We start from the raw sequence: 22,474 nt of genomic DNA, 5'->3' as shown, positions 1-22,474 counted from the left end.
CTATTGGAAGCTCTTATGCCTTTGACTTACTCGATCGCGAAGATTTTGCCCGGGTTCATGATCCCGTTAGGATCGAACACCGCCTTCACCGCTTTCATGTATTGAATCTCCACGGGCGAGCGGCTGTAGGTGAGGTAATCACGCTTGGTCATGCCCACGCCGTGTTCTGCAGAAATCGAGCCGTTGTACTGCTGGACGATTTCAAATACCCATTTATTCACCGTAGCGCACTTGGCAAAGAACTCGTCCTTGCTCAGGTCGTCAGGTTTGAGAATGTTCAGGTGCAGGTTGCCGTCGCCGATGTGGCCGTACCAGACCACTTCGAAGTCCGGATAGTTTTCTGCGACGATCGCATCGATATCCCGCAAGAATGCCGGAACTTTTGAAACGGTAACCGAGATATCGTTCTTGTAGGGCGTCCAGTGCGAGATAGTCTCGGAGATGTACTCGCGCAGCTTCCACAGGTTTTGCAGCTGCTGCTCGCTCTGGCTCATCACCCCATCGAGCACCCAGCCTTGTTCCACGCAGTGTTCGAAGGTGGCCAGGGCGGCATTGGCCACCTCTTCGGTGCTCGCTTCGAACTCCAGCAGGGCATAGAACGGGCATGGGGTTTCGAACGGTGCCGGTACATCGCCGCGGCCCATGATCTTGGCCAGCGCCTTGTCGGAGAAAAATTCGAAGGCGGTCAGGTCGAGCTTGTCGCGGAAGGCGTGCAGCACCGGCATGATCGAGTCGAAATCCGGCGTGCCCAGCACCATCGCCGTGAGGTTGTTCGGTGCGCGGTCCAGACGCATGGTCGCTTCCACCACAAAGCCCAGGGTGCCTTCAGCACCGATGAACAGCTGGCGCAGGTCGTAGCCGGTGGCGTTCTTGATCAGGTCCTTGTTCAGTTCCAGCAGGTCGCCAGCGCCGGTCACCACTTTCAGACCAGCCACCCAATTGCGGGTCATACCGTAGCGAATAACCTTGATTCCGCCAGCATTTGTACCAATATTGCCGCCAATCTGGCTTGAACCTGCAGAAGCGAAGTCCACCGGGTAGTACAGTCCCTTGTCTTCGGCAAAGTTCTGCAGTTGCTCGGTCACCACCCCTGGCTGGCACACCACGGTACGGTCGAACTCATCGAAAGCCAGGATCTGGTTCATGTAGTCGAACGACACCACCACTTCGCCATTGGCCGCCACTGCCGCCGCCGAGAGCCCGGTGCGCCCGCCGGACGGCACCAGCGCGACCTTGTTCCGGTTGGCCCAGCGCACGATGGCCTGGACCTGTTCGGTGCTCTTGGGAAACACGATCGCCTGCGGTGCCGGGGCGAAATGCTTGGTCCAGTCCTTGCCGTATGCCTCCAGGGATGCAGCATCGGTCAGCACCTTGCCAGGCTCAACCAGGGTCATCAGCTCATCAAGCAACGCAGAATCGGTCATCGACAGAACTCTCGAACTATTCATAGTCACCCTGAGCACTCTTCACGTGCCAGGGATGGGCGTATCGGGGGGTACTCATGCTAGCATACGCCCCCCGCTGATCGTGCTTTAGGCCGATGCTGCGAGAGCTTCACTTCCCTGCCATTTTTCTCCGGGACACAGGTTTACGCAGATGAGCAAGACTTCTCTCGATAAGAGCAAGATCAAGTTCCTTCTTCTCGAAGGCGTCCACCAATCGGCCGTGGACGTCCTCAAGGCCGCCGGGTATACCAACATCGAGTACCTCACCGGTTCTCTGCCCGACGCTGAGCTGAAAGAAAAGATCGCTGATGCCCACTTCATCGGCATTCGCTCGCGCACTCAACTGACCGAAGAGGTTTTCGACTGCGCCAAGAAACTGGTCGCTGTCGGCTGTTTCTGCATCGGTACCAACCAGGTCGACCTGGACGCGGCCCGCGAGCGCGGTATCGCGGTGTTCAACGCGCCGTACTCCAACACCCGTTCGGTTGCCGAGCTGGTGCTGGCCGAAGCGATCCTGCTGCTGCGCGGCATCCCGGAGAAGAACGCTTCCTGCCACCGTGGTGGCTGGATCAAAAGCGCGGCCAACTCCTTCGAAATCCGCGGCAAAAAGCTGGGTATCGTCGGTTACGGCTCGATCGGTACGCAACTGTCGGTTCTGGCTGAAAGCCTGGGCATGCAGGTGTTCTTCTTCGACCCGCTGACCAAGCTGCCACTGGGTAACGCCACCCAGGTTGCCAGCCTGCACGAACTGCTGGGCCTGGCCGACATCGTTTCGCTGCACGTGCCTGAGCTGCCGTCCACTCAGTGGATGATCGGCGAGAAAGAAATCCGTGCGATGAAGAAAGGCTCGATCCTGATCAACGCCGCCCGCGGTACCGTGGTCGAGCTGGACCACCTGGCTGCAGCGATCAAGGACAAGCACCTGATCGGCGCTGCCATCGACGTGTTCCCGGTTGAGCCACGCTCCAACGACGAGCAGTTCGAAAGCCCGCTGCGTGGCCTGGACAACGTGATCCTGACCCCGCACATCGGCGGTTCCACCGCTGAAGCACAGGCCAACATTGGTCTGGAAGTGGCCGAGAAACTGGTCAAGTACAGCGACAACGGTACGTCCGTATCGTCGGTCAACTTCCCTGAAGTGGCCCTGCCGGCTCACCCAGGCAAGCACCGCCTGCTGCACATCCACGAAAACATTCCGGGCGTACTCAGCGAGATCAACAAAGTCTTCGCCGAAAACGCTATCAACATCTCCGGTCAGTTCCTGCAGACCAACGAGAAAGTCGGTTACGTGGTAATCGATGTTGACGCCGAGTACTCGGACCTGGCGCAAGAAAAACTGCAACACGTCAAGGGCACTATCCGTTCCCGCGTGCTGTTCTAAGTTTTTTCAGTGCTATATCGCGGGGCAAGCCCGCTCCTACAGATCGTGTAGGAGCGGGCTTGCCCCGCGATGCTTTCAACCCTTACTTAACCGTAACGGTAATCTTCTTCGATTCAACGCTTGGCTTGAACGGCACGTGGAACTTGTCACCCAGCACCAGTTGCAGGGTGTGCTTGCCCGGGGTCAACGTCAGCTCAACTTCAGTCTGCGCCTTGCCGAAGTGCAATACCTGTGGACCGGCAGGCAATGGCGCCTTGTTTTCCGGCAGCAGGCTGGTCGGCAACACCTGATCGGCAGCCGGTTCCTTGTCGACATCTACCAGCAAGTGGTGATGACCGGTATGCGGGGTCTGGTCGCCCGCCGGTTTCAGCTCCATGCCCTCAATGCCGAACTTGACGGTGAAGGTCTTATCAACCGTCGCGCCATCGGCCGGGGAAACGATGAAGACCTTGGCGTCTTTCGGCGGCTCTTGGCTCTTCAGGCCTTCGGCGGCTGCGGCAAAAGCCGACACCCCCATCAACAGGCCGACGACGGCTGCACGCGAAACTAGGCTTTTCATTCACTTCTCCTGTGATTCTGTTCTTCAGTAGCTTTCGATAACCTTGCCAGTGAAACAAAAGGCAATGGCTTGTAACCATAGATCAATTGATTCAGAACATATCCGAATATTCTCACAGAAAAATTTGTTCCCTGCGCCTAACATCCTACTGCTGATGCTGTCCTAACTTACGCTCGACCGTGGCATTATCAGAAAGCCACGGCGATCTTCTTCACTGCCAATATTTTCAAGGGACTTCGATGCGTTTGACCACAGGGATACTTCTTTGCACCCTGCTCAGCCCATGGGCACATGCCGAACTGATTGACGATATGAACGACCGCGGCGAGCTGCGCATTGCCGTGGAAGCCAATATGGCGCCGTTCAACTTCAAAGATGACGGCAAACTGGCCGGCTTTGAAATCGAACTTGGCCAGGCGCTTGCCGATGAACTGGATGTGCGCGCCGAATTCATCGTCACCACCCGCGACGACGTGCTGCCGGGTGTTGAAAGCGGCAAATACGACATTGCCCTGAACCAGATCGCCGCCACCCCCGAACTCAAAGAACGCCTGGATTTCAGCGAACCCTACAGCTATTCCAGCGCACAACTGATTGTGCGCAAAGAGGAGAAGCGCCCGCTGAGTACCCTCCAGGCGCTCAAGGGCCACAGCCTTGGCGTGGTCCAGGGCAGCCAGTTCGCCGAGCAGGCGCGTGGCGTTGAAGGGGTCGACCTGCGTAGCTATCCAGACGCCACCCAGCCGATCAAGGATGTGGCCAACGACCAGATCGACGCGGCGATCAGCGACCGCCTGCTGGTGCCGTACGCCATACGCGACAGCCAGCAAGCGGTGACCGAGGGCGCCACCGTTGGGCCGATCCTGAGCCTGGCGATTCCATTCCAGAAGGGTAATCCGGCGTTCCATAGCGCTGTGGATAAAGCCCTGCAGCGCATCAAGGCCGATGGCCGGCTCAACACCCTGTCGCAGAAATGGTTCGGGATGGACGCCAGCAAGCCACCGAAGTAAGCACACCTATCGCGGGGCAAGCCCGCTCCCACAGATCCCTGTAGGAGCGGGCTTGCCCCGCGATTTTTTACAGTTGCGCAATCGCCAGCTCTGCCGCCTCAAGCTCCAGCTCGCTGAATACCAGCACCCCTTCGCGGCGCAGCAACGCAGCTGTCACCCCTTCGCCAGTGACTTTGTTGCCACTGAAGGTGCCGTCATAGGTCAACAGGTTGCCGCACGAAGGGCTGCCCGATTTCAGCACCGCAATGCGAATGCCGTGACGCCGCACCAGCTCCAGCGCCAACTGCGCCCCGGCCAGAAACTGCGCGCTGACATCCTCGCCGCTGACAGTAATCACCTGGGCCTCACCATCAAGCACCGCACGGCCCTGACCACCGGGAATTTCCGCAGGAGGCCGCGGTGTTGGCAGCCCGCCAGCGACTTCCGGGCACAATGGCACAACCCGGCCTTCAGCCTGCCAACGCTGGAGCAGATCAGGATGACCACTGCTGCGCCCGTCATAGCGCACCGCTTGCCCTAGCAGGCAGGCGCTGACCAGCACCTTGGGTAGGTCAGAAGGGTTCGTTGCCACGACGGCGGAACCAGCCGGTCACCGACAGACGCTCACGGTTGGCCGGCAACACTTCATGGGGAATATCGCCCGACAGGAACACCACCAGGCAACCACCTACCGGCTGCACGTCGTGTTCCTCGCCGTTTTTCAAGCTCATGCGCAACTGGCCGCCGTCCTCGGGTAGCCAGTCCGGATTGAGGTAGATCACTGCCGACACGGTGCGTCGGTCGTCATCGCGAAAACGGTCCAGGTGCTTGCGGTAAAAAGCCCCCGGCGGGTACAGGGCAAAGTGGCACTCGAAGTCTTCAAGGCCCAGGTACAAGCCGCGGTTGAGCGCTTCACGCAGGCTGTCCATCAACTCGAGGTACTGGTCGCAGCACTCCGCCTGGCCGGGCTCGAGCCATTGGATGTGATCACCACGAATGCCCTCGCGAACCCCTTGAGCAGACCCTCGCCCTACCGCTGCAGGCGCCAGTTCGCCCTCGGCAGCACGATTACGGCACTCAGCCGCCAGCGCCAGCGTCAGCGACGCTGGAAGAAAGATGTCCTGCTGTGACCAGCCGTGGGTGGCCAGGTCGTCGACAATGCGCAACAGCAGTGGGTGATCAGAAGATAGGGGCATGGCGCGCATAGTATCGATCTACCAGGAAAACCGACAGCGCCACTTGGCTGAGAGTATGCAATGGCTTCTCGACAAAGCCCGGCAAGGCCAAGACAATAGCGCCCTGCCGACAGGAGTCCTGAATGCGCCGTTTGTTTTTTTTGCTGATGATGATCTGCACCACGCCTGTCTGGGCAGACAGCCTCGACCAACTGTACAAGGTGGCTGGCTGGCCCGAGCAGCGCGCCCACTTTACCGATGCCCTCGATGCCGCTCAGCAGCGCTATCGCAATAGTCTGCCGCCCGCAGTTTTTCAGGCCCTGGTCAATAACAGTAACCAGCGCTTTCAAGCCCAGGCGGTGGATAAGCGTGCCCAGGCGCAATTGCGCGCCAACCTGAGCAATCCTGCCCCTGCGCTGGCGTTCTTCCAGTCGCCGCTCGGGCGCAAGATCGTCGCCGCCGAGCTGTTGGCCACGCGCCGCGACCAGTTGGCGAAAAATGCCAAGGGCTTGCCGAAGATTGAAGCCAGCGACAACCGCTTGCTGATTATCGGCCACCTGGCCCAGGCCCTGCCTGCCCGCGAAGCCGGCGCCGAAGTCAGCCTGGCGATTGCCGGGGTTGCCGCCGACAGCCTCAGCCAGATGATTCCTGGCCTGCTCGGTGGTGGCCAGGCGCAAAGCCTGCTCGATGGCCAGCGCCAGCGGCTGATGCAGCAAATCGGCAGCGAGCTGAACAACACCCTGCTGTATGTGTATCGCGACCTGTCGGATGCCGAGCTCGATGAGTTCGCCACCTTCGCCGAATCGGCCGAAGGCCAGGCGTACTACAAGGCTGCCCTGGCTGCCATTCGCGCCGGGCTGGCCGTTGGGCAGAACACTTCGGACCTGAAGTGATCAGCCCAAACGCTGGTCGATGAAGTCGAAATAGCGCTGGCGAATCGCCGGCAACTCATTGGCCAAGTGATGCCGCGCCTCGGGGATCAACAGAATCTCCGGCGTGGCGAACTTCTCCTGCAGCACCTTGAGGTTATGCGGCCAGTCCACAGTCATGTCGGACTCTCCCTGAATGATCAACGGCTGCCGCGCACTGACAGGCGCCGCCTCGATACGCTTGACCCACTCCACCAGCGCGCCAACCCAGGCGGTGGGCAAGCGCCGTGGTTGCAGCGGGTCAGCCTGCAGGAACGGCAAGAAGGTCGGATCGTTGCTGTTCTCGCTGAAGCGCCGCTCGATGCCTTTCACAAACGGTCGCAACAGGTGATAGCTGAGCTTTGACCAACGCCATGCACGTGGCCGCACCAGGGGTGCCAGCAGGATCACCTCGCCCTGGGCCGGGCTTTGCGCACCGCCGTGCAGCAGGTGATCGATGACAATCGCGCCGCCGGTACTTTGCCCGCACAGGTGCCAGGGCTGTGGCAGATCCAGGGCCCGGCCTTGCTCGAACAAGGCCTGTAGCACCTGCTGGTAAGTGCCGAAATCGTCGATGCTGGCCCGCTCACCGCTGGACAAACCGTGCCCCGGCAGGTCACAGGCGAGCACGGCGTAGTCCTGGTCCAGTGCCCAGTCGATGACATGACGGTACAACCCCATGTGGTCGTAAAAGCCATGCAGCAACACCAGCGTCGCCACTGGCGCAGGCGGCAACCAGACCTGCCCGACCACCTCGAAACCCGCCGCCTGGAAACGGCCCAGCCAGCGCTGCGGGGCAACCTTGCGCGCCGACAGGTCCAGCCCGTAGTAGCGTTGATAGGCCTGGGCCTCGGTCGACAACGGCTGACGCGCCGTCATTGCAGACAGGCTGGCGCGTAACGAGTCGGGTTGAAAAGACGCAGGCATAGAAAATTCCACACAGCAAAAGCCGGATATTGACCTGTGATATTCAGCTGTCGTCGGCAGCATGGCAAGCTAGGCAACTTTTTCTGGAATTTGCCCGATGCTTGCGCCTGCCACCCGAACCTTGCTTGGCCTGATAATCGCTGCGCTTTGCGCCGTCGGCTTATGGTGGGCCTATGACAGTTTCCAGAGTCGCTACCTGCGCACCTTCGACGAGCAAACCGCGCTGTTCTCCGGCGATCGTCTGCAGCTACCAGCAGACATCGCTGGCCCCGGCCCGATCCGCCTGGTGCACTTCTGGGACCCGGCCTGCCCGTGCAACGTCGGCAACCAGCAGCACCTGGCCGAACTGATCGAGCACTTCAGCCCTCAGGGCGTTGAGTTTTACGTGGTGCAAAAGCCCGGCAGCCACGGACAGTTGCCCAGCACCCTCAGCGCACTCAAACCCCTGCCCGAACTGCCCGGCGCAGAGCACCTGCCCGCCAGCCCCGGCGTGGCGATCTGGGACCGCCAGGGCCAGTTGGCCTACTTTGGCCCCTACAGCGAAGGCGCAACCTGCAATTCGAGCAACAGCTTCATCGAGCCGATATTGCTGGCCTTGAGCCAAGGCCGCGCAGTCAGCGCAACCCACACGATGGCCGTGGGTTGCTACTGCCCCTGGAGCCCTTGACGCAGGCGCGCGGGGTGCCCTCAGCGGCAGTCATGTTCTGTTGAGCACCACAGTCCATGCGCCCCTCTTTGGGGCTATTCTGTGTGCGAATTTGCTCGAAGATCGGACCACAACATCCAATAAAAAGCACAAGGAGTCCCAATGAAACGCAGCCTGACATTCCTCGCTGTGGTCATTGCCGCAGCAGCAGGCGGTGGGTATTGGTATGTGCACGGCAAGTTGCCGCAGCGCGAGGGCGAAGTCACCCTGTCCAGCCTGCAAGCGCCGGTCAGTGTGCGTTACGACGCCCGCGGCGTGCCGCATATCGAGGCCGCCAACGAAACCGACCTGTACCGCGCGCTGGGCTATGTGCATGCCCAGGACCGCTTGTTCCAGATGGAGATCATCCGCCGCCTGGCACGTGGCGAGTTGGCGGAAATCCTCGGTCGCAAGCTGCTGCCCACCGATACCTTGTTCCGCAATCTGCGCATTCGTGAACAGGCCGAACGCTACGTTGAACGCCAGGACAAGCAATCACCCGCCTGGCTTGCCCTGCAGGCCTACCTCGATGGCGTCAACGCCTGGCAGGCCAGCCATCCCAAGCCGATGGAATTCGATGCGCTGGGTATTACTCCACGGCCCTTTACCGCGCAAGACACCCTGAGCATCGCCGGGTACATGGCCTACAGCTTTGCTGCGGCATTTCGCACAGAACCAGCCATGACCTTTGTCCGCGACCAACTCGGCAGCGAGTACCTGAAGGTCTTCGACCTCGACTGGAACCCCGAGGGCGCGCTGCACAGCCGACCGCCTCTGGCAGCTGCCGACTGGAGCAGCCTGAAGCACTTGGCCCGCGTCAGCCAGCAGGCCTTGAGTGAGGCAGGCATCCCGCAATACGAAGGCAGCAACGCCTGGGCGGTGTCCGGCAGCCGTACACGCAGTGGCAAACCGTTGCTGGCGGGCGATCCGCATATCAGCTTTGCCGTGCCCTCTGTCTGGTACGAGGCCGAACTGTCGGCGCCCGGTTTCAATCTCTACGGCTATCACCAGGCGCTCAACCCGTTTGCATCGTTGGGGCACAACCGTGAATTCGGTTGGAGCCTGACCATGTTCCAGAACGACGATGTCGACCTGATCGCCGAGCAGGTCAACCCGGCCAACCCCGAGCAAGTGCGCATCAATGGCCAATGGCAGCCGCTGACCATCACCCAGGACAGCATTGCGGTTAAAGGCGAGGAGCCAGTCAGCATCACGCTGCGCCGCTCACCGCATGGCCCGATCGTCAACGACGTGATCGGCACCAACGCCGGGCCCACACCGATTGCCATGTGGTGGGCGTTCCTGGAAAGCGATAATCCGATTCTCGATGGCTTCTACCAGATCAACCGCGCCAATACCCTGGACAAGATGCGTAGCGCTGCAGAAAAGGTTCAAGCGCCCGGGCTCAACCTGGTGTGGGCCAATGCCAGTGGCGACATTGGCTGGTGGGCCGCCGCACAACTGCCGATCCGCCCGGACGGGGTGAACCCGACGTTCATCCTCGACGGCAGCACAGCCCAGGCCGACAAGCTTGGCTTCTACCCCTTCAGCGCCAACCCGCAGCAAGAAAACCCTGCCAGCGGCTATATCGTCTCGGCCAACTACCAGCCGCCTGCAGCCATGCCCATTCCCGGTTACTACAACCTCGCCGACCGTGGCCAACAGCTAGACCGCCACCTGGCCGACCCACAGATCAAATGGGATACACAAAACAGCCGGGCGCTGCAGCTCGATACAGCCAGCGGCTATGGCCCACGGACCTTGGCACCGTTGCTCAAGACCTTGCGTGAAGTGGCTACCGGCGAACAGGAGCAAGAGCTGGTCGAGCAACTAGCAAGCTGGAGCGGTGACTACCCGCTGGACTCGGTCAATGCCACGCTGTTCAACCAGTTCCTCTACGACCTGGCGTACGCGGCCATGCACGACGAGCTGGGTGACACCTGGTTCCAGACCATGATCAGTACCCGCGCCATCGACGCGGCCTTGCCACGCCTGGCCGCTGATGCCGATTCGCCGTGGTGGGGGCTGCACGGCAGCAGTGAACGCGGCACGCGCAGCGAAGCGGTCAAACGCGCCTGGCAGGCCAGCCTGAAACATTTGCGTGAAACCTTGGGCAATGACCCGAGCGCCTGGCAATGGGGCAAGGCCCACACCTTGACCCACAACCATCCGTTGGGGCTGCAGAAACCGCTGAATCTGTTGTTCAACGTCGGCCCATTCGCTGCACCGGGTACTCATGAAGTGCCGAACAATTTGTCGGCGAAGATCGGTCCGGCGCCTTGGCCGGTGACCTATGGCCCTTCGACCCGGCGCTTGATCGACTTCGCCGATGCCGCACAGGCGCTGACCATCAATCCGGTTGGGCAAAGTGGCGTGCTGTTCGACCGGCATTACGCCGATCAAGCCAAAGACTATATCGAGGGGCAGTACCACAGGGCACAGATGGGGGTGATACCGGCGCAAAGCACTTTGCGCCTGGTACCGTAGGGGCGGCGGTGGGGCGACTTGGCTTGCCCTGCGATAGCGTTGTGTCAGGTATACCGCTATCGCGGGGCAAGCCCGCTCCTACCGAGGATCAGAATGCTGGCAGGACGGCGCCGCTGTACTTCTTCTCGATGAAGGTTTTCACTTCCGGGCTGGTCAGGGCTTTGGCCAGTTTCTGGATCGCTTCGCTGTCCTTGTTGTCTGGACGGGCCACCAGGAAGTTCACGTAAGGCGAGTCGGAACCTTCAATCACCAGTGCGTCTTTGGCCGGGTTCAGGCCCGCTTCCAGCGCATAGTTGGTGTTGATCATGTCCAGGTCTACCTGATCCAGTACGCGCGGCAGCATGGCCGACTCAAGCTCGCGGAATTTCAGGTTCTTCGGGTTCTGGGCGATGTCTTTTGGCGTGGCCAGGGCGTTCTTCGGATCCTTCAGGGTGATCAAGCCCGCTTTCTGCAATAGCAGCAAGGCACGGCCGCTGTTGCTGCCTTCGTTAGGAATGGCAACGGTGGCGCCATCTTTGAGTTCGCTCAGGCTTTTGACTTTCTTCGAGTAACCACCGAAAGGCTCGACGTGTACGCCGATCACCGTCTCCAGGTGGGTGCCTTTGCCTTCGTTGAAGTTCTTCAGGTACGGCAGGGTCTGGAAGTAGTTGGCATCCAGGCGCTTCTGATCGACCTGAACGTTAGGCTGCACATAGTCGGTGAACACCTTGATCTCCAGATCCACGCCCTCTTTGGCCAGGGTTGGCTTGATCAGCTCAAGGATTTCAGCGTGAGGAACCGGAGTGGCTGCAACCACCAGCTTTTCGCCAGCGTTGGCGAAACCTGCAACCGACAGAGCGGCTGCCAGAGCGGTGAACAACAGGGCCTTTTTCATGTGCAGTCCTTATTCGAATACAGGGCCATCGGTCGACGGCAAAATTAGGCTGCCAGCACGTTAATCGCTGGCTTGGAGCGGACAATACCGAGATTCTTTATGCCGCAACAATATCTTTTATTTTGACGCTTATTCCATTTAGTAATTATTGCGTTTGCAGGCGTACCAAGGCTTGTTCCAACACCTTCTGCAAGGCGCTGCGCTCACCAGCGACCGCGCGCTGGCACAGTTGATCGAGCTGGCTGCTCAGTGCTTGCAGGGGGGTAGGCAAGTTCAGATGCTGCGGCAAAATTTCCTCGCCACTGCTGACCAGCAAGGCAAAGTGGATAACGTTTTCCAGCTCGCGGGTGTTGCCTGGCCAGCTGTGCAGCTCCAGCACGCGCTGGGCGGCCTCACTGATCAATGGCACCGGCAGGTTCAGCCGCGGGCTGTAGATGCCGACGAAATACTCGGCCAACGGCAGAATATCGCCAACCCGCTCGCGCAGGGCTGGGAGCTCCAGCTGCCCTTCATGCAAATAGTGGTAAAGCCGCTCATGAAACTTGCCCGCTGCCACCGCCTCGCCAAGGTCAATACTCGACGCCGCAACCAGCCGCACATCGACCGGGTTGGGTTGCTGGGCACCGACCCGGGTGACTTCACGGTTTTCCAGCGCAGCCAGCAATTTGACCTGGATCGCCAGCGGCAGGTCGGCGATTTCGTCCAGGTACAGCGTGCCGCCATTGGCCGAACCAAACCAGCCCGCGCGGCTGCTGGCGGTACCACTGTGGGCACCGGCGCTGTAACCGAACAGCTCGGCATCGGCGTAGGTCGGGCTGATTGCGGCACAGTTGACCGAAACGAACAGCCCGCCGCGATCACTGGCGCGGTGAATCTGCCGGGCCAGCAGTTCCTTGCCGGTGCCGGTCTCGCCACGGATCAATACCGGCAGCGCCAACGGCGCCAGTAGCTCCAGCTCCTCGCGCAGTTGCCGCGAACGCGGGTCGACGAACACCAGCGCCTTGGCGCGGATGCTCAGGGGGCTCTTGTCCTGCTCGGGAAAGGTCAACAGCGGCTGACCGAACGTGTCGTGAATACTCATGGCAAACTCCCGCCCGCAGCTACCGGGGCCGGGCGTTGGTCTTGAAAGTCAGTGAGCGCCTGAACTCAGGCGCGGCGAAGTGCGTGCTGTTCCAGGCGGTTCTGCAGGCGGTACAGGTAGGCGAAGCCCTGCTCCCAGCGGCGATGTCCGGACTTGACGTTGATATGCCCGGCACCGGCGAGAAAGCCGACCTCCGCGCCCCAGGCCCGCGCCAGTTGCATGGCGCGCGGCGCACTGACGGCAGGGTCGTTGTCGGAGCTGACGACCTGGCTGGGAAACGGCAGCAGCTGCTCTGCAATCGGTGCGAAGTTACGCAGCGCCGGGGCACAGGTGGGGCGCTCGACATCGGCAGGCGCCACCAACAATGCACCGCGTACGCGGCGCAGCAGGCTGGCACTGGCTTGCGCCGCCCAATGGGCAACGGTGATGCAACCCAGGCTGTGGGCAATCAGGATCACCGGAGATTCGTCAGCCGCGACCGCCTGTTCCAGGGCCGCGACCCAATCCTGGCGCTGCGGCGTCAACCAATCGCGTTGCTCGACCCGCGCGCTGTTGGGCAGCACTTGCTGCCAATGACTCTGCCAATGATCCTCTGGCGAACCTTGCCAGCCCGGCACAATCAGGTAACGGATCGACGTGTTGCGCATGGGGACGCCTCCTGCTGGGTTTGCGTGCTTGAGGTCAAGTATAGGGAGGCGTTTATATTCGTAAAGGAATAAGAAGCTATTTATTAATAACCAAATTACAACTGTAGGAGCGGGCTTGCCCCGCGATAGCGGTGTGTCAGCCACCCTCGCATCGCGGGGCAAGCCCGCTCCCACAGAGGGTGCAAGACAGTTGCCCATAAGGGGTGACCAAGGTGGTTTTCTTAAAAAAAAGGGGTCACCCCCTGCCTAGGAATGACCCCCGAAGTCCTGCCTGAGGTGTGTTGCTCAGCGAGCGGTAATCACCGACAACTTGGTGATGCCCGCACGTTCGATCGAGGCCATGGCACGCGCCACTTCCCCATAATTCACGCCATCATCGGCCTGCAGTTGCACGCGCAATTCCGGGTCTTTGACTTTGGCTGCCTGAAGGCTGGTTTCCAGTGTGTCGGGCTGGATTTCATCCTTGTTGATGAACAACTTGCCGCCACCATCGATGCTCACCACCAGCGGGTCTTTCTGCTCCACCGGGGCCACGGCTTCGGTCTTGGGCAAGTTGATCGGGATGGCGTTGGTCAGTAACGGCGCGGTGACGATAAACACCACCAGCAACACCAACATCACATCCACCAGTGGCGTTACGTTGATTTCGCTGAGTACTTCGTCGCTGTCCTGGGTCGAGAAGGCCATGTCAGGAAGCCTCCTTCACTTTTTGCGCGGCACTGCCGGATGGCTTGTAGGCAGTGGGGTGCACCAGTACGCGGAAGGCACTCTTCTGCGCCAGGCTGTAGAAGTCGTGGGCGAAGTCATCGAGGTCGGCAGCGGTGAGCTTCAAGCGCCGCAGAAAATAGTTGTAAACCAGCACCGCAGGCACCGCGACGGCAATCCCCACGCCGGTGGCGACCAGCGCCGCACCAATCGGCCCGGCCACGGTTTCCAGGCTCGCCGAGCCCGCCGCGCTGATGCCCTTGAGGGCTTCCATGATGCCCCAGACCGTGCCGAACAGGCCGATGAAGGGCGAGGTGCTGCCGATACTGGCAACCACTGCCAGGCCGGTTTCCAGCGAGCGCCGTTCACGCACGATTTGCTGGCGCAAGGCACGTTCCAGGCGGTCTTGATGGTTGATGGCCTGGCTCAGGTCACTGGCCTGGCCAGGTTCGCCCACCGCAATCGCCGCGTAACCGGCCTGCGCCACCCGTGCCGCTGCACCGGGTTGGCTCTCGCTCAGTTCGGCTGCGGCATCCAGGCTGGACGCCGCCCAGAAGTGCTTGTGAAAACGCTTGTCCTGGTTTTTCAGGCGTACAAACTGCACACCCTTGACCAAAGCCAGGCCCCAGGTGATCACCGAAAAGCCCACCAGCAGCCAGATCACCGCGCTTTCAATGGATTCGAGGGGGGATGCCAATAACGTCATGATCAGTACTCTCTCTGTTAGCGCGAATTAGTGGATCTTGAATTCGATTGGCACGCTGACCCAGCCGTCCACGGCCACTGCACCCTGCTTGGCCGGAGCGAAACTCCAGCGCTTGACCGCCGCCAACGCGGCATCGTCGAGCTGTTGGCGACCGCTACTGCTTTGCAGCTGAATCTCCCCCGGCTTGCCGCTGGCCAGCACATGCACTCGCAACAACACCGTGCCTTCCCAGCCACGCCGATGGGCCAGTGCCGGGTACTCCGGCGCCGGGTTCTTCAGGTACCCGGCGCTGGCCGAGGCTGGCGTGATCGGTGCCGGTGCGGGCGGCGCCGGTGCGGCAACCGCTGGCGTGGGCGCAGGCGCTGGTTCGACCGCCTTGGGCGCGGGCGTTGGCGCAGGCTTGGGCGCCGGCTTTGGTTTGGGCTGCGGCTTGGGTTTAGGCACCGGCTTAGGCGCAGGTTTGGCCGCCAGTTCATCAACCACTGGCGGCGGTGGCTCGACCACGGCCGGTGGCGGCGCGGGTGGCGGCGGTTCAACGGCCGGTGGTGCAGGTTGGGAAAACTCAATGGTCATCGGGGGGATTTGCGGCGGTACCACCGGCAGCACCGGCGTAGGCGCCTGACTGAGCCAATAGGCGACAGCGCCATGCAAGGCCAGGGCGAACAGCCCCAGGAGGATTTTTTCCTGACGCCCCAGGGCACTGCGCGGCGTGCGCTGCAAACGCTGCTGCGCCAAGGGCAAGCGGTGCGCTCGACCAAGATCAACCAGCTCCGCACTTGGCGTCTGGCGCCAAAGCACATTGAGCGCGGCGGCGGTCTGGACATTACCCATTGATCAGCTCCTGGAGTCTCTGTGTGTTTCATCGCAAGCCCGTCAATGGCCTGCGTTGCCTGAATCATTGATGCACACTGCTTAGTTCATAAAGTAATTTTTAAAGTTAAAAATAGAACCAAAACGAATATATAAAACCGGCGTTTTCCTCAAAGCCCCGTGGTTCGAGGCCTGCAGACAGGTGTTGGAAAAGCCATGCCTGCCGCGCATTGAAAGTATTCAAGGCAGGCATGGAGAAACCGCCTTCAGAAGTCGTAACGACCAGTCAGCCCGAGGGTTCGCGGGGTGCCCGCCAGCCCTTCATAGCCACCGTTGGCTGCGCTCCAGAGGGTGGTGTAGTAGGTTTTGTCGAAGGCGTTTTTCAGCCACAGCGAGACATCCCACTGCCCTTGGCCGAGATCGCCGCGCAGGCCTGTGGACAGGTTGACCACGGCGTAGCTGGGGATCTGCGCGAAGTCGGAGTCTTCGACGGTACCGACGGCTTTGGAGCGGAAGGCGTAGCTGGCGGTGACATACGGCTGCAGGCCGTTGTCCAGGTCCCATTGGTACTGGCCGTTGGCATTGGCGATCCACTTCGAGGCGCCGACCACCTGATGGCCAGTGAGATCGCAGGAGGCCGGTGCACCGGGGCGCAGGGCGACTTCCGGCGCGCAAGGGGCATCTTTGTAGGACAGGTAGCGCACATCGTTGTACGAGCCATTGAGGTTCAAGGTCAGGCCACGCACCGGCACCAGCGTGCTCTCCACTTCTACCCCGCGTGAACGCACGGAACCGGCGTTGGTCAGGTACTGCACGCGGTTGGCTTCGTCATAGGCGTTGGTCTGGTAGCCGTGCACCTCGGTCCAGAACAGGTTGGCGTTGAGCTGCAGGCGGCGGTCCCAGAGCGTGCTTTTCAAGCCCAGCTCAGCGTTGTTGGCGCGCTCGGTACCTACCAGCAGCGAATCGGCACCGGCCACCGGTGCAGTTGCCACGGCCAGGTTGACCCCGCCGGACTTCTCCCCGTGGGACACGGTGGCGTAGCCCAGCAGGTCATCGGTAAAGTGATAACTCAGGTTGAGCAGGCCCGAAGGACTGAAGGTGTACTGGTTGAGGTCGCCCGAGTCGTAAGCGCCGGTACGCCCCTGGCGAACAGCGGCGGCGGCCCCGGTGACGTCAGCCCCACCCACAGGCGCGTCGCGGTTTACCCAGGCACTTTTTTCTTCATAGGTGCCGCGTATACCGGCGGTAAAGTCCAGGCGCTCGCTCAGGTGCCAGGTGCCTTGGCCGAACAGGGCAAAGCTGTCGGTTTCGATGTGGCCTTTGCCCAAGGTAGTGACGTTGGCCAGGGCGCCCGCGGGCGTACCGTTCCAGATATCGGCCTGGGGGCCGTAGTACACGAAGGATTTGTTATCCAGGTCGGAGCCGAAGTAATAGGCACCCAACACATAGTCGAAGAAGCCACCGGTGGGTGAGGCCAGGCGAAACTCCTGCGAGTACTGCTTATCGCGCACCGAAACCCCGGAGTTGTACGCCGCAGGCACGTTCAGGCCCTCATCGTTGCGCGGGGTGAAATCCCACCAGCGGTAGGCGGTGACCGAGGTCAGGGTGAAATCGTTGTCCAGGGTCCAGTTGGCCTCCAGCGAGGTGCCGCCCTGGAACACCGTTACCTGCTGGTCGGTGTCGAGGTTGACCTTGCGCTTGTCGCCATCGATCAGCGTGGCACCCGCGGCCTTGGCGCGTGCTTCGTAACGGTTGACGCCATTGATGGTCGGCCCGGTGCTGTACAGCAAGCGGGTCCCGGCGCTGGAGTCCTCTTCGTTGTAGTCGCCGATCCAGCGCAGGTTGAACTGCTCGTTGGGCTTGTACAGCAATTGCCCACGAAAGCCCTGGCGCGAACCGCCGTTGAGGGTATTGCCGTCAAATTCGTTCTTGATGTCACCGTCGCTACGGGTGCGGTAGGCGGAAATACGCCCGGCCAGGGTTTCGTTCAACGGGCCAGACAAGGTGCCCTTGGTCTGGAAGTAACCGTCTTCGCCCACCGAGGTCTCGATGCTGCGCTCCGGGGTAAAGCTCGGCGCCCGGGTGCTGATGTTGATCACCCCGGCGGTGGTGTTCTTGCCGAACAAGGTGCCTTGCGGGCCGCGCAAGACTTCCAGTTGTTCGATGTCCATCAGATCGAATACTGCCATGCCTGGGCGGCCGAGGTAGACGTTGTCCAGATACAGGCCAACGCTGCCTTCCAGGCCATCACTGGCCGGGTTGTTGCCCAGACCGCGAATCGACACGCTGGACTGGCGCGCATGCATGTACGCCACGTTGACACTGGGCACCAGTTGCTGCAGGTCCTGGATGCGATACACCCGCTGGGTTTCCAGGGTCTGGCCATCGAGCACGCTGATCGGGGTCGGCACGTCCTGGGCACTCTCCTCACGGCGTCGTGCCGTCACCGTCACGGTTTTAAGCTGGCTCTCGCTGGCTTTCACCGCCGCTTGTTGCGGCTCGGCAGCCTGCACCGGCAACCACTGCGCACTGCCAGCCAGCAGCATGGCCAGAGGCAGGCGCTTGAGCCGTCGTGAAGAGAGAGGGGCAACGCGAAGGGTCGGACTCATGAGCGGCTCCTGATCAGGAATACATATTCCTGCTAGTTATTTATTTATCTTTTGAAAGATATTTAGCGAATAAGTAACTGCATTTATAAGGAGTGCGGCAGAGCTAGAGCAAATGCATTTGCCCGATACTTTTAATGAGAAAAAAGCATATGTGTGTGCAGGGAGGGAGGTGCTGGAGGGGTAAACGCATCGCGGGGCAAGCCCGCTCCCACCGGTGGTATATAAACCAGGTGGGAGCGGGCTTGCCCCGCGATCAGTGCATCAGATGTTGGCGACTTTCTGCCAAACCTTAGGTTTGAAGAACAGGGTTTCACCCCGCGCCAGGCCGCTCAGGCTGTCGTGGTCCTTGACCACCTCAGCCTCGATCAGCTCGCTTTGCCCTTCTACCTTCAGGGTCACCCGCGTAGTCGCTCCCAGTGGCCGGATGTCACGCACTTCCGCAGCATGGTGGCCTTCCACTTCATGACGCGACAACGACACTTCGTGCGGACGGAACAGCACGTGATGATCTTCGCTCAAGTGTAGGCGGTTGGAGTCGCCGAGGAAGTGGTAAACGAAATCACTGGCCGGGTTCTCGTAAACCTCGCCCGGCGAACCGATCTGCTCGATCACGCCCTTGTTCATCACCACAATGCGGTCAGCGACTTCCATCGCCTCTTCCTGGTCGTGGGTCACGAATACCGAGGTCAGGTTGATGTCTTCGTGCAGGCGCGCCAGCCAGCGGCGCAGCTCTTTACGCACCTTGGCATCCAATGCTCCAAACGGCTCATCGAGCAGCAGCACCTTGGGCTCCACTGCCAGGGCACGAGCCAGGGCGATACGCTGGCGCTGACCACCAGACAGCTGCTCCGGGTAGCGATCGCTGAGCCAGTCGAGCTGCACCATGTTCAGCAGCTCGTGGACTTTCTCGGCAATTTTGCTTTCGCTCGGGCGCTCGCCCTTGGGCTTCATGCGCAAGCCGAAGGCGACGTTGTCGAACACGCTCATGTGGCGGAACAGCGCGTAGTGCTGGAACACGAAACCGACGTTGCGATCACGCACATCGTGACCCGACACATCTTCGCCGTGGAACACGATGCTGCCCTGATCTGGGGTCTCCAGGCCGGCAATAATCCGCAACAGGGTGGTTTTGCCGCAGCCGGACGGACCCAACAGTGCGACCAGCTCACCGCTGTGGATATCCAGGTTGATGCTGTCCAGGGCCTGGAAAGCGTTGAAGCGCTTGCTGACATTACGAACTTCGATCGACATGAATTATTCCTCCGCGGCGCTGTGGCGCAGGCGGTTAATGCGAGACTCGCTCCACTGCTTGAGCAGCAGGATGAAGAGCGCCAGGATCAGCAACAGGCTGGCCACACTGAAGGCCGCGACGTGGTTGTATTCGTTGTAGAGGATCTCGACGTGCAACGGCAAGGTGTTGGTCACCCCGCGAATATGCCCGGAAACCACCGACACCGCACCAAACTCACCCATCGCCCGCGCCGTACACAGCACCACGCCGTAGATCAGGCCCCATTTGATGTTGGGCAGTGTCACGTGCCAGAACATCTGCCAGCCGTTGGCGCCGAGCAAGCGCGCCGCCTCCTCTTCCTGAGTGCCCTGCTCTTGCATCAGCGGGATCAGTTCGCGGGCCACAAAGGGCACGGTGACGAAGATGGTCGCCAGCACAATCCCCGGCAAGGCGAAGACGATCTGGATATCGTGATCCTGCAGCCACGGGCCGAACAGCCCCTGGGCACCGAACATCAAGACATAGACCAGACCGGCAATCACTGGCGACACCGAGAACGGCAAGTCGATCAGCGTCACCAGAATACTTTTGCCGCGGAAGTTGTACTTGCTCACACACCAGGCTGCGCTGACACCAAACACCAGGTTCAGCGGCACCGAGATGGCCACGGCAACCAGGGTCAGCTTCAGGGCCGACAGGGCATCGGGCTCGAAGATCGCCTCAAAGAAAGTGCCCAGGCCCATTTTCAGGCCCTGAGACACCACGATGACCAGCGGCAACAACAGAAACAAGGCAAAGATCAGCCAGGCAAGGCTGATCAGAATTCGCCGTGAAGTAGCACTGCCGCGGCGGGCAGCGTTGGCCGAAGCGGCCGCACCAATAGACGTTGCAGACATGGTTTTGGCCTCCTTCAAGGGGTTTCAATGCGCCGCTGCAGCAGGTTGATCAGCAGCAACAGGATGAAGGAAACCACCAGCATCAACACGCCGATGGCAGTAGCGCCGGTGTAGTCGTATTGGTCGAGCTTGACCATGATCAGCAGCGGCAGGATCTCGGTTTTCATCGGCATGTTACCGGCGATGAAAATCACCGAACCGTACTCGCCCACCCCCCGAGCGAAGGCCAGGGCAAAACCGGTCAGCCAGGCCGGCAACAGGGCTGGCAACAGCACATAGCGGAACACCTGCAGCGGCTTGGCGCCCAGGCAGGCGGCGGCTTCTTCGACTTCCCGGGGGATGTCGGCCAGTACCGGCTGCACGGTCCGCACCACAAAGGGCAGCGTCACGAAGGTCAACGCCAGGGTAATACCCAGGGGGGTGTAGGCGATCTTGAAGCCCAGATCGGTTGCGAACTGCCCGACCAGACCCGCTGGCGCATACAACGCCGTCAGGGCGATACCCGCTACCGCGGTAGGCAGGGCGAACGGCAGGTCGATCATCGCCTCGATGATCTTGCGCCCCGGGAAGGTGTAGCGCACCAGCACCCAGGCCAGCAGTGTGCCGATGATACCGTTGATGATGGCGGCGAAAAGGGCAGTACCGAAGCTCAGTTTCAATGCGGCGAGGACACGCGGCGCACTGACAATGGCCCAGAACTGCTCCCAGGTGAGCTGGGAGGCATGTATGAACATGGCCGCCAGCGGTATGAGCACAATCAGACTGAGGTACACCAAGGTGTAGCCCAGCGTCAGCCCGAAGCCGGGTATGACGGGGGAGATACGACGTGACATAAAGGTCCCTGGTTGAACGCACGAAGCCCGGGACAAATCCCGGGCCCATGCTGGCTACTGAACGGCGATTATCCTGACGGCTGCAAATTACTGAGCCGTGTAGATCTGGTCGAACACACCACCATCGTTAAAGAACTTGGGCTGCGCAGTCTTCCAGCCACCGAAGTCTTTGTCGATAGTTACCAGGTCCAGTTTCGGGAACTGTTTGGCGTATTCGGCGGCCACTTTCTCATCACGTGGACGGTAGAAGTTCTCTGCCGCGATCTTCTGCCCGGCTGGGCTGTACAGGTACTTGAGGTATTCCTCGGCGATTTTCTCGTTGCCTTTCTTTTGCGCATTCTTGTCGACCACGGCCACTGGCGGCTCGGCGAGAATCGACAGCGACGGCACAACGATGTCGAATTTGTCGGCACCACCCTCTTCCTTGAGGGCCAGGAAGGCTTCGTTTTCCCAGGCCAGCAACACGTCACCCTGACCGTTGTTGACGAAGGTAATGGTCGAGCCACGGGCACCGGTATCCAGCACCGGTACACGCTTGAACAGTTCCTTCACGTACTCCTGGGCCTTGGCTTCACTGCCACCGGTTTTCAGGCCATAGGCCCAGGCGGCGAGGAAGTTCCAGCGCGCACCGCCGGAGGTTTTCGGGTTCGGGGTAATTACCGATACGTCATTTTTGACCAGATCGCCCCAGTCCTTGATGCCTTTGGGGTTGCCTTTGCGCACCAGGAACACGATGGTCGAGGTGTACGGCGTGCTGGCGTCCGGCAGGCGGGCCTGCCAGTTGTCCGGCAGGGTTTTGCCGAGCTTGGCCACTTCGTCGATGTCACCGGCCAGGGCCAGGGTCACCACGTCGGCGCGCAGACCGTCGATCACCGCCCGGGCCTGCTTGCCCGAGCCACCGTGGGACTGCTGGATCTTCACCTTGTCGTCCGGGTGAGCCTGCTGCCAGTGTTTGATGAACTCGGCGTTGTATTGCTGGTACAGCTCGCGGGTCGGATCGTAGGACACGTTCAACAACTCGTAGTCCTTGGCGATGGCGGAACCGGCAAAAACGGCGCTGGCGAGTGCTGCCAGGGCATAACGGCGGATGGACATGGTGAAGCTCCCGATTGGCTATTTTTTTCTAATTCGGTGGCGTATTCATCGCGGGGCAAGCCCGCTCCAACAGAGGGTCAGGCGGGCTTGTGGCCTGGGTTCTGCAGGCGGAACTTTTCCTTGCGTTCGATCTGCACAACCTGAGCGTTGTGCACGGTGATCTCCACCGCGCCAAAACGCAGGTCGCGCAAGGCGCTCTGGATTTCGCGCAGAATGGTTGCTTCGTCCTGACCGTCAACGCTACGCAGAGATGCGCTCATGCTCGTGCTCCTGTGAATAAAAGGTGCCGTGCAGTTGCGCGAAGGGGAAAGACTGCACCTGGCTTGAGAGCAATCTTAGGGGGGCTTGAATATTCTTAAAAATACTATTTAAGAATTTTTATATAACCAAAACCTACTACTGTGGGAGCGGGCTTGCCCCGCGATAGCGGTGTA

General features: G+C 60.7%; 22 protein-coding genes. 5 read left to right on the top strand and 17 right to left on the bottom strand.

Features of this window, described 5'->3' with window-relative positions:
- Nucleotides 1–26 precede the first annotated feature (26 nt).
- Nucleotides 27–1,424 (bottom strand): FAD-binding oxidoreductase, encoded by a 1,398-nt coding sequence (locus ACP6KB_RS00925; RefSeq protein WP_442111385.1) that lies wholly within the window; start codon nucleotides 1,422–1,424, stop codon nucleotides 27–29.
- Nucleotides 1,425–1,596: 172 nt separating this feature from the next.
- On the opposite strand from ACP6KB_RS00925, the gene serA reads away from it, so the two are divergent.
- Nucleotides 1,597–2,826: a phosphoglycerate dehydrogenase gene (serA, locus tag ACP6KB_RS00920; protein ID WP_442111383.1), complete on the top strand. Its 1,230-nt coding sequence runs from the start codon at nucleotides 1,597–1,599 to the stop codon at nucleotides 2,824–2,826.
- 82 nt (nucleotides 2,827–2,908) lie between these two features.
- Here the strand turns inward: serA and ACP6KB_RS00915 are convergent, their stop codons facing one another.
- Nucleotides 2,909–3,385, bottom strand: a complete 477-nt coding sequence (locus ACP6KB_RS00915; RefSeq protein WP_442111381.1) for a DUF4399 domain-containing protein — start codon at nucleotides 3,383–3,385, stop codon at nucleotides 2,909–2,911.
- Between the two features lie 239 nt (nucleotides 3,386–3,624).
- Here ACP6KB_RS00915 and ACP6KB_RS00910 point away from each other — a divergent pair, with 239 nt between their 5' ends.
- On the top strand, nucleotides 3,625–4,392 hold the full coding sequence (locus tag ACP6KB_RS00910) for a transporter substrate-binding domain-containing protein (RefSeq protein WP_442111379.1): 768 nt from the start codon (nucleotides 3,625–3,627) through the stop codon (nucleotides 4,390–4,392).
- 67 nt (nucleotides 4,393–4,459) lie between these two features.
- Here ACP6KB_RS00910 and ACP6KB_RS00905 read toward each other — a convergent pair whose 3' ends face one another.
- Nucleotides 4,460–4,963, bottom strand: a complete 504-nt coding sequence (locus ACP6KB_RS00905; RefSeq protein WP_442111377.1) for a DUF523 domain-containing protein — start codon at nucleotides 4,961–4,963, stop codon at nucleotides 4,460–4,462.
- A complete protein-coding gene (locus ACP6KB_RS00900) occupies nucleotides 4,944–5,576 on the bottom strand; it encodes a 2OG-Fe(II) oxygenase (protein ID WP_442111375.1) in 633 nt (210 codons plus the stop codon). Before ACP6KB_RS00900 ends, ACP6KB_RS00905 begins: the two co-directional genes overlap by 20 nt.
- A gap of 113 nt (nucleotides 5,577–5,689) precedes the next feature.
- Between ACP6KB_RS00900 and ACP6KB_RS00895 the strand changes: the two genes are divergently transcribed.
- Nucleotides 5,690–6,439 (top strand): DUF2059 domain-containing protein, encoded by a 750-nt coding sequence (locus ACP6KB_RS00895; RefSeq protein ID WP_442111373.1) that lies wholly within the window; start codon nucleotides 5,690–5,692, stop codon nucleotides 6,437–6,439.
- On the opposite strand, the gene ACP6KB_RS00890 is transcribed toward ACP6KB_RS00895, so the two are convergent.
- Complete coding sequence (locus ACP6KB_RS00890) at nucleotides 6,440–7,381, bottom strand: alpha/beta hydrolase (protein ID WP_442111371.1); 942 nt, start codon at nucleotides 7,379–7,381, stop codon at nucleotides 6,440–6,442.
- 97 nt (nucleotides 7,382–7,478) lie between these two features.
- On the opposite strand from ACP6KB_RS00890, the gene ACP6KB_RS00885 reads away from it, so the two are divergent.
- Together ACP6KB_RS00885 and ACP6KB_RS00880 are read left to right on the top strand one after the other, a co-directional pair.
- Entirely contained in the window at nucleotides 7,479–8,048 is a 570-nt protein-coding gene (locus ACP6KB_RS00885) for a DUF6436 domain-containing protein (protein ID WP_442111369.1), read from the top strand.
- Nucleotides 8,049–8,189: 141 nt separating this feature from the next.
- Entirely contained in the window at nucleotides 8,190–10,553 is a 2,364-nt protein-coding gene (locus ACP6KB_RS00880; RefSeq protein ID WP_442111367.1) for a penicillin acylase family protein, read from the top strand.
- 88 nt (nucleotides 10,554–10,641) lie between these two features.
- Here ACP6KB_RS00880 and ACP6KB_RS00875 read toward each other — a convergent pair whose 3' ends face one another.
- The 12 genes from ACP6KB_RS00875 to oscA form a co-directional block, all read right to left on the bottom strand.
- Nucleotides 10,642–11,427 (bottom strand): MetQ/NlpA family ABC transporter substrate-binding protein, encoded by a 786-nt coding sequence (locus ACP6KB_RS00875; protein ID WP_442111365.1) that lies wholly within the window; start codon nucleotides 11,425–11,427, stop codon nucleotides 10,642–10,644.
- A gap of 145 nt (nucleotides 11,428–11,572) precedes the next feature.
- Nucleotides 11,573–12,508, bottom strand: coding sequence for a sigma 54-interacting transcriptional regulator (locus ACP6KB_RS00870; RefSeq protein WP_442111363.1), 936 nt, complete (start codon nucleotides 12,506–12,508; stop codon nucleotides 11,573–11,575).
- A 65-nt stretch (nucleotides 12,509–12,573) separates the two neighbouring features.
- Nucleotides 12,574–13,155 carry an alpha/beta hydrolase gene (locus tag ACP6KB_RS00865; protein ID WP_442111361.1) on the bottom strand — a complete coding sequence of 194 codons (582 nt, stop codon included), beginning with the start codon at nucleotides 13,153–13,155 and terminating at the stop codon, nucleotides 12,574–12,576.
- 285 nt (nucleotides 13,156–13,440) lie between these two features.
- Entirely contained in the window at nucleotides 13,441–13,842 is a 402-nt protein-coding gene (locus ACP6KB_RS00860) for an ExbD/TolR family protein (RefSeq protein WP_442111359.1), read from the bottom strand.
- Between the two features lies 1 nt (nucleotide 13,843).
- Complete coding sequence (locus ACP6KB_RS00855; RefSeq protein WP_442111357.1) at nucleotides 13,844–14,566, bottom strand: MotA/TolQ/ExbB proton channel family protein; 723 nt, start codon at nucleotides 14,564–14,566, stop codon at nucleotides 13,844–13,846.
- Between the two features lie 27 nt (nucleotides 14,567–14,593).
- Nucleotides 14,594–15,397 (bottom strand): energy transducer TonB, encoded by an 804-nt coding sequence (locus ACP6KB_RS00850; RefSeq protein WP_442111355.1) that lies wholly within the window; start codon nucleotides 15,395–15,397, stop codon nucleotides 14,594–14,596.
- Between the two features lie 245 nt (nucleotides 15,398–15,642).
- Entirely contained in the window at nucleotides 15,643–17,985 is a 2,343-nt protein-coding gene (locus ACP6KB_RS00845) for a TonB-dependent receptor (RefSeq protein WP_442111353.1), read from the bottom strand.
- 261 nt (nucleotides 17,986–18,246) lie between these two features.
- Complete coding sequence (locus ACP6KB_RS00840; RefSeq protein WP_442111351.1) at nucleotides 18,247–19,236, bottom strand: sulfate/molybdate ABC transporter ATP-binding protein; 990 nt, start codon at nucleotides 19,234–19,236, stop codon at nucleotides 18,247–18,249.
- 3 nt (nucleotides 19,237–19,239) lie between these two features.
- Complete coding sequence (gene cysW, locus ACP6KB_RS00835; RefSeq protein WP_442111349.1) at nucleotides 19,240–20,112, bottom strand: sulfate ABC transporter permease subunit CysW; 873 nt, start codon at nucleotides 20,110–20,112, stop codon at nucleotides 19,240–19,242.
- 14 nt (nucleotides 20,113–20,126) lie between these two features.
- The gene (cysT, locus tag ACP6KB_RS00830) at nucleotides 20,127–20,945 is read right to left on the bottom strand and encodes a sulfate ABC transporter permease subunit CysT (protein WP_133216366.1); all 819 of its coding nucleotides are present in this window, start codon (nucleotides 20,943–20,945) and stop codon (nucleotides 20,127–20,129) included.
- 87 nt (nucleotides 20,946–21,032) lie between these two features.
- Complete coding sequence (locus ACP6KB_RS00825) at nucleotides 21,033–22,040, bottom strand: sulfate ABC transporter substrate-binding protein (protein WP_442111347.1); 1,008 nt, start codon at nucleotides 22,038–22,040, stop codon at nucleotides 21,033–21,035.
- Between the two features lie 77 nt (nucleotides 22,041–22,117).
- On the bottom strand, nucleotides 22,118–22,300 hold the full coding sequence (oscA, locus tag ACP6KB_RS00820; protein WP_442111345.1) for a sulfur starvation response protein OscA: 183 nt from the start codon (nucleotides 22,298–22,300) through the stop codon (nucleotides 22,118–22,120).
- Nucleotides 22,301–22,474: the final 174 nt, after the last annotated feature.

This window comes from Pseudomonas sp. NUPR-001 (assembly GCF_052147955.1).
Classification (GTDB): Bacteria; Pseudomonadota; Gammaproteobacteria; order Pseudomonadales; family Pseudomonadaceae; genus Aquipseudomonas.
The sequence above is the reverse complement of the archived record's forward strand: the minus strand, read 5'-3'. Positions and strand labels throughout refer to the sequence as shown.

Coding starts and splice junctions, on each gene's coding strand:
- ACP6KB_RS00850 (WP_442111355.1), bottom strand. CDS start 15,397: ATGGGTAATGTCCAGACCGCCGCCGCGCTCAATGTGCTTTGGCGCCAG.
- ACP6KB_RS00875 (WP_442111365.1), bottom strand. CDS start 11,427: ATGAAAAAGGCCCTGTTGTTCACCGCTCTGGCAGCCGCTCTGTCGGTT.
- ACP6KB_RS00865 (WP_442111361.1), bottom strand. CDS start 13,155: ATGCGCAACACGTCGATCCGTTACCTGATTGTGCCGGGCTGGCAAGGT.
- ACP6KB_RS00900 (WP_442111375.1), bottom strand. CDS start 5,576: ATGCGCGCCATGCCCCTATCTTCTGATCACCCACTGCTGTTGCGCATT.
- ACP6KB_RS00895 (WP_442111373.1), top strand. CDS start 5,690: ATGCGCCGTTTGTTTTTTTTGCTGATGATGATCTGCACCACGCCTGTC.
- ACP6KB_RS00860 (WP_442111359.1), bottom strand. CDS start 13,842: ATGGCCTTCTCGACCCAGGACAGCGACGAAGTACTCAGCGAAATCAAC.
- ACP6KB_RS00915 (WP_442111381.1), bottom strand. CDS start 3,385: ATGAAAAGCCTAGTTTCGCGTGCAGCCGTCGTCGGCCTGTTGATGGGG.
- ACP6KB_RS00910 (WP_442111379.1), top strand. CDS start 3,625: ATGCGTTTGACCACAGGGATACTTCTTTGCACCCTGCTCAGCCCATGG.
- cysW (WP_442111349.1), bottom strand. CDS start 20,112: ATGTCTGCAACGTCTATTGGTGCGGCCGCTTCGGCCAACGCTGCCCGC.
- oscA (WP_442111345.1), bottom strand. CDS start 22,300: ATGAGCGCATCTCTGCGTAGCGTTGACGGTCAGGACGAAGCAACCATT.
- ACP6KB_RS00890 (WP_442111371.1), bottom strand. CDS start 7,381: ATGCCTGCGTCTTTTCAACCCGACTCGTTACGCGCCAGCCTGTCTGCA.
- ACP6KB_RS00925 (WP_442111385.1), bottom strand. CDS start 1,424: ATGACCGATTCTGCGTTGCTTGATGAGCTGATGACCCTGGTTGAGCCT.
- ACP6KB_RS00840 (WP_442111351.1), bottom strand. CDS start 19,236: ATGTCGATCGAAGTTCGTAATGTCAGCAAGCGCTTCAACGCTTTCCAG.
- ACP6KB_RS00885 (WP_442111369.1), top strand. CDS start 7,479: ATGCTTGCGCCTGCCACCCGAACCTTGCTTGGCCTGATAATCGCTGCG.
- ACP6KB_RS00825 (WP_442111347.1), bottom strand. CDS start 22,040: ATGTCCATCCGCCGTTATGCCCTGGCAGCACTCGCCAGCGCCGTTTTT.
- ACP6KB_RS00870 (WP_442111363.1), bottom strand. CDS start 12,508: ATGAGTATTCACGACACGTTCGGTCAGCCGCTGTTGACCTTTCCCGAG.
- serA (WP_442111383.1), top strand. CDS start 1,597: ATGAGCAAGACTTCTCTCGATAAGAGCAAGATCAAGTTCCTTCTTCTC.
- ACP6KB_RS00845 (WP_442111353.1), bottom strand. CDS start 17,985: ATGAGTCCGACCCTTCGCGTTGCCCCTCTCTCTTCACGACGGCTCAAG.
- ACP6KB_RS00855 (WP_442111357.1), bottom strand. CDS start 14,566: ATGACGTTATTGGCATCCCCCCTCGAATCCATTGAAAGCGCGGTGATC.
- cysT (WP_133216366.1), bottom strand. CDS start 20,945: ATGTCACGTCGTATCTCCCCCGTCATACCCGGCTTCGGGCTGACGCTG.
- ACP6KB_RS00880 (WP_442111367.1), top strand. CDS start 8,190: ATGAAACGCAGCCTGACATTCCTCGCTGTGGTCATTGCCGCAGCAGCA.